Source organism: uncultured Winogradskyella sp., from assembly GCF_963975125.1.
GTDB lineage: Bacteria > Bacteroidota > Bacteroidia > Flavobacteriales > Flavobacteriaceae > Winogradskyella.
Map to the genome: position 1 here is coordinate 1 of NZ_CAXBGB010000129.1, position 5,071 is coordinate 5,071.

The 5,071-nt window shown below is 35.3% G+C and carries 7 protein-coding genes; all 7 read right to left on the bottom strand.

The genetic code is table 11. From position 1 onward, the window contains the following. Positions 1–281 precede the first annotated feature (281 nt). Positions 282–812 (bottom strand): hypothetical protein, encoded by a 531-nt coding sequence (locus AAC053_RS13490; protein WP_339757680.1) that lies wholly within the window; start codon positions 810–812, stop codon positions 282–284. Positions 813–1,246: 434 nt separating this feature from the next. Then, positions 1,247–1,486, bottom strand: a complete 240-nt coding sequence (locus tag AAC053_RS13495; RefSeq protein ID WP_339757683.1) for a hypothetical protein — start codon at positions 1,484–1,486, stop codon at positions 1,247–1,249. 116 nt (positions 1,487–1,602) lie between these two features. After that, on the bottom strand, positions 1,603–2,076 hold the full coding sequence (locus tag AAC053_RS13500) for a hypothetical protein (protein ID WP_339757686.1): 474 nt from the start codon (positions 2,074–2,076) through the stop codon (positions 1,603–1,605). A 92-nt stretch (positions 2,077–2,168) separates the two neighbouring features. Beyond that, positions 2,169–2,594 carry a DUF4844 domain-containing protein gene (locus AAC053_RS13505; protein WP_339757688.1) on the bottom strand — a complete coding sequence of 142 codons (426 nt, stop codon included), beginning with the start codon at positions 2,592–2,594 and terminating at the stop codon, positions 2,169–2,171. Positions 2,595–2,695: 101 nt separating this feature from the next. Beyond that, positions 2,696–2,875, bottom strand: a complete 180-nt coding sequence (locus AAC053_RS13510) for a hypothetical protein (RefSeq protein WP_339757691.1) — start codon at positions 2,873–2,875, stop codon at positions 2,696–2,698. Between the two features lie 216 nt (positions 2,876–3,091). Then, positions 3,092–3,364, bottom strand: a complete 273-nt coding sequence (locus tag AAC053_RS13515) for a hypothetical protein (RefSeq protein ID WP_123884530.1) — start codon at positions 3,362–3,364, stop codon at positions 3,092–3,094. 838 nt (positions 3,365–4,202) lie between these two features. Further along, positions 4,203–4,781 carry a GNAT family N-acetyltransferase gene (locus tag AAC053_RS13520; RefSeq protein WP_339757700.1) on the bottom strand — a complete coding sequence of 193 codons (579 nt, stop codon included), beginning with the start codon at positions 4,779–4,781 and terminating at the stop codon, positions 4,203–4,205. Between the last annotated feature and the right edge of the window lie 290 nt (positions 4,782–5,071).

The window sequence follows — 5,071 nt, forward strand, 5'->3', positions numbered from 1 at the left end:
ATCTCTTGAGCAATTGCTAGAAATCAGTGAAGCCGCAAACCAACAAATTGCGACACTAGCAAGACTGGCAGAGAAAAAAGCCCGTTTACGATAAAAACACCGCTAAACACCCATAAAAATGGCTACATCAAGTAGCCATTTTTGTTTGTAGGTAATAACCGTGGATGGTTATGTTTTGGTACCAACGTCCAAATAATAGGCAAAAAATTGTTGGCTAAAATGTTGACGAAGGACCAAAAGCCAACTGTTTTTTGTTCTTACTTAACAGATTGTTAGGCGAATTAACTGCCACCGTACTTCTTGTTTGCTTTAAATGCTTCAACTTCTAAAGGAGCATTGGAATATCCATATTTTGCCAAATCAGATAAATGCTGAAAAATAATTTTGTCCAAGCTTGACCTTTCGATTTGTAATACGTGAACAAGTTCGTGTGCTAATTTGGGGGTATCAAGTTCATATCCCTTTCTAACGTATATTGAGTAGCCAAAAACTTGGGCATTATTAATAATATTTTCGCCGATAAAACCTAACGACAACCCCATTTTCTTTAAACCTTCATTTTCATAAGGGTACGGGACTCTATCAACGTAAACGATTTTGACTTTTTCAGGAAATTTAATCCCGACTTCACTAGCTAAATTAAGTCCTTTTTTATCTAAAGGTATACCTATCTTTATTCCCTTTTTATCTACTTCATGCGCCCACTCGATATATTGTGGCAACAATTGCTCAAAAGCTCCTACAGCCTCGTTATTTGCATTAGCTTGCCAAGATATCAGGCTTGCTAAAGTTAAACCCATTATTATTTTCATAGTATCCTTTATTAAATGTCAGGCATTCGCCTAACGTTTTAGTATTTATGCGTTGCGTTGTTTGCGACGCATAAATCGCTTGTTGGGCTTGGCCGATGCCGAGTCCAGATTAATGGGGACGCTTTATGCTAAAGGAACTTACTTTTTTTGATGCGAGCGCTGGGCAGCAAAGCAATGTTGAATTGATTATGAGGCTTGATTTGTATGTGTTCAATTGCAATTCCCTTGTCATTATGGTGTTCCATCACATCTTTTTTAAGTCTAGCTGATTCAATGAAGTTAATATACTCGATTGAGTCGTCATTTTGCTCCGCGCAGCGGCCTAGTTCAACGCCCTAATAACAGGTAAAAAATTGTTTGCTAAAATGTTGAGGAACGAAAACAGCAAACTGTTTTTTGTCCTAGTTTATTAGCTTGTTATATGCCGATTAACACTAAAAGTAAGACTCTATTAAAGGTTTACCAAAGAACACTGCCATAGTTAAACCTGTTACTGAAAGCATCATACTGAAGAAAAGTACAAGCGCAGATCCTCTTAGTATCATATTGAATTTCCACCACCCAATGTTATCTATATCAATCTTTTTGACTTCCTTTATATAAGTTTGAAACATAAGGAAACCAGCAAAGAAAATTAGAAAACCTAAAATGGTAAATTTGAGAATAATATCCATATTAGTGACACTATTTCCTTAGGCATATAACGCCACGTTAAGCGGCAAAAAATTGTTGGCTAAAATTGTGAACGGAGTGAAACATCCAACTGTTTTTGTCCTGCGTTAACGACTTGTTATCCATCTTTTTCAAAGTCAGCGATTAGACCATTTAATATAAGCCTTTCGTCAGGTTCAATTGGTGCTGTTAAGTCATTTACGAGAGCAACAACTAAGTAGAACTCGGTTTCATTACGAATAGCCTTACGCTCAATAATTTTCCTGTATTTCTTCCAATACCTTAACCGTAACGATGAAAGGGTTATCAAGTTATTTTTTGCCAATTCAACGTCAATCAAGGAAACCTGGGATGGTTCGAAATCTAATGAATCTTCAATGGTATCGTTGATAGCTTGTTTTAGACCTTGTAAGGCCTGTGACTTTCCATATTGTTCAACAATTTTAACTAGAACATTAGAGGGATGAATTTTATCATCGCGATCTCTACCTTCCACATTGGTTACATAGAATTCAAGAAAGGCTGATAACTCTTCAAATTCTTTTTCTCTAGCTTCAGACATTCGACGTGCCACGAACTCTCCTTGACGCATAACGCCGTTTTAAGCGGCAAATTGCTGTTGGCTAAAATAAGTGAGGCACGAACAAAAAGCCTACTGTAATTTGTCCGACTTGAAAACCCTTGTTAGTGTGAACTTGGCTCAAAACCGTAGCGCCATTCATTTAACCTACCATCTGAAGATTCAATTTTATAGATATCCATGATTTCTTCCATGTAAGATAAACCACGATCCATTTCTTCCGAGTCCATATTACCTAGTTGCTTAGCTGCAACTTCCAAGGTTAACCAAAACTCTTTTTCGGTCAAATTATCAGATGAAGATTCTATGAGCTTAAGTAATACAGAGTTTATTGTTTTCTCGGCTGCGACTCTGCTTAGTTCATCAGGTGCTCCAGGATAAAACAGATCTAAGTCTTCAATGAATTTTTTCTGGGATTGAAGTTCTCGAAGAGCAACTTTGACATCACTTCCATTTGATAGCATTTTAATTTCCATTTCGTTGCAGCCTTGAATTAAGCATAAGACTAACAGTATTCGCAAAAGCTTCATTTGTTCACACTAACGCCTCATTAAGAGGATATTTATAGTTGGCTAAAATGTTGAACGCAGTGAAAACAGCCAACTGTAAATTTTCCTGCTTTAATGACTTGTTATATGCTCTTTTCGATCGCTGCCAGAATTCCGTTATATATATTTAATGCCTCTCCAGTTAAATCGTTTTTTACACTGGAAAGAGTGTTAAGAATTTCCTTTGAACGAGAACCTTCAAGTATTTCTTCGTCATCAAAATATACTTTCATGTGATCATACGGATCGCCCGAACGTGACATTAATAGTGTAAATCCTGAATTTTCAGTTTCCACTATAACTATATCAGGGCCAATGTCTGATGTTTCAGAATAACAGTCAACGATTCGCATAACCTTCCTTGAGCATATAACGCTTTTGTTGTGGGGCGTTGAAACGTAGCGAGGAACGAGCTAAGTGTAACCGTCCCAGCACCGTAGGTGCGAACACCAACTTTTTGTTAGGTGATTGAGCAATAGTCATGATTTTATGAGTACCTTTTGAATCGCTACTGCTTTATTAAATGCTTCACCACGTAATTTATAATTTGTACATGCATTTGCATCAATGACCTTGTACTTTATGCGAGCCCCTTTAAGATCACCATTTTTCTCTAATTGAACAGCTTTCTCGAATATTAATTTGGCTTCACTTTCTTTAAGGCAGTCATTATTAAAATCTACAAAAAATAAAAGAGTTGCTGTAGGAATAAGGCAAAGTATGGCAACCACTACATTCTTCTTAGCACTCATCTTTGATTACCTAACAGCTTATTGAACGGCTCGACCGATAAAGCCGTCCGTTTAAGTTATTGATTAATATCATCCTACGTTTTCTATGTCTTTGAAGTAAAGCAATTTAATGGCTCTTACACTCAAATAAAAAACGTAAATTGCACGTTAAAAGTGTCAACATCAAATGTAAAAAAATAAACCAAATAATATCAATATATTAGAGCAGCCCTATTTTTCTCAACATAGTCCTTTAGGCTGCAAAAAGCCACAGTGAAACGCCCATAAAAATGGCTACATCAAGTAGCCATTTTTGTTTGGTGCAGCTTTAAATTCTTGCTATGTCTTGTTCTCTGGGAGGTCCTTGATAACGACAAAGTAATAGACCAAATACCCTATCCAAGAAATAAAGAAGGACATGAGAAACCAAATAAGCTTATGCATGCCTTTTGCTTTTTTAGATGCCAAAGCGAAAACCCAAGGTAACATCCCAATAATTAAAACAATGAAAAGAATTAAAAGTTGCCAAATACTTATGCCGCCCAAAATAGACTCCTTTTTAAATTGATACTACAAAACACATAAAGCTTATTGATTAATTCATCCTACGTTTTCTATGTCTTTGAAGTAAAGCAATTTAATGACTCTTTACACTTAAATAAAAACGTAAATTGCGCGTTAAAAGTACACGAATCAAATGTAAAAAATAAACCAATAATATCAATATATTAGAGCAGCCCTATTTTCTCAACATAGTCCTTTAGACTGCAAAAAGCCACAGTGAAACGCCCATAAAAATGGCTACATCAAGTAGCCATTTTTATTTGTAGCCAATAAACGTGGGTGGAAATGTTATTAGTTATATTTCTTGTTCCAAACCAACAATAATTTTAAGATCATTGTCGTTTAAAAAGAATATAGGAGCCTCTATTGCCTCTTTAGAACTGCTCATAACCGCTAACCCTGAATATAACCCTTTCGACAATTTAAAATTTTCGCTTTCCGGCACTTCAAATGGACAAACGTAATTGAAGCCATTTTTTTCATAAAAGTTAATTTTATCATCAGAGCATAAGAGATTCACACTACTCCCAGTACCTATTAAATTCTTGAGAATATTTTTTCCTAAACCATTGTTTCGGTACTCTTCACGAACGAATATCTTATGTAAATACGTTGCACTGTGGTTAGGGTGAACGAACAATAATGCAAAACCATATAATGTTTCACCTTCATGTTGAATTGCAACTTTAAGGTGGCCTTCTTTATAGCATTCATTCAAAACATCAGAAATATATTTGATTGCTTTCTTATGCATACCTTCATTAAAATCTAATAAAAAAGATACCATAAACGTAGAAAACATTATGTCACTAAGCATTCCTTCTGCTTCTATTTTAAATATTTCATCTAAGAAAAAATCTGGTTTAATATCCATAACTAAAACCCCATTTAAAGTGGAATGCTTGTAAAATATAAAGCATATTAGCGTTAATACCGATAAACATACTAAGACATTCATCACAATCAAATGTCTATATATCTGTATTTTTTAATATTTTTAGTAAGTTATCGCTTTACAGAGTCAAATGCCGAATGCACTATTTTGACTAGTAATTTTTGCTGCTCAAAAGATATGAAAATAGAATCATCGTAATCCCAACATATGCAGCTGTCCTTGGTAAAAACATTTACCGCTAACTCTTGGGGTAAGCCGTCGGCCCTTTT

Coding starts and splice junctions, on each gene's coding strand:
- AAC053_RS13500 (WP_339757686.1), bottom strand. CDS start 2,076: ATGCGTCAAGGAGAGTTCGTGGCACGTCGAATGTCTGAAGCTAGAGAA.
- AAC053_RS13490 (WP_339757680.1), bottom strand. CDS start 812: ATGAAAATAATAATGGGTTTAACTTTAGCAAGCCTGATATCTTGGCAA.
- AAC053_RS13510 (WP_339757691.1), bottom strand. CDS start 2,875: ATGTCACGTTCGGGCGATCCGTATGATCACATGAAAGTATATTTTGAT.
- AAC053_RS13495 (WP_339757683.1), bottom strand. CDS start 1,486: ATGGATATTATTCTCAAATTTACCATTTTAGGTTTTCTAATTTTCTTT.
- AAC053_RS13515 (WP_123884530.1), bottom strand. CDS start 3,364: ATGAGTGCTAAGAAGAATGTAGTGGTTGCCATACTTTGCCTTATTCCT.
- AAC053_RS13505 (WP_339757688.1), bottom strand. CDS start 2,594: ATGAAGCTTTTGCGAATACTGTTAGTCTTATGCTTAATTCAAGGCTGC.
- AAC053_RS13520 (WP_339757700.1), bottom strand. CDS start 4,781: ATGGATATTAAACCAGATTTTTTCTTAGATGAAATATTTAAAATAGAA.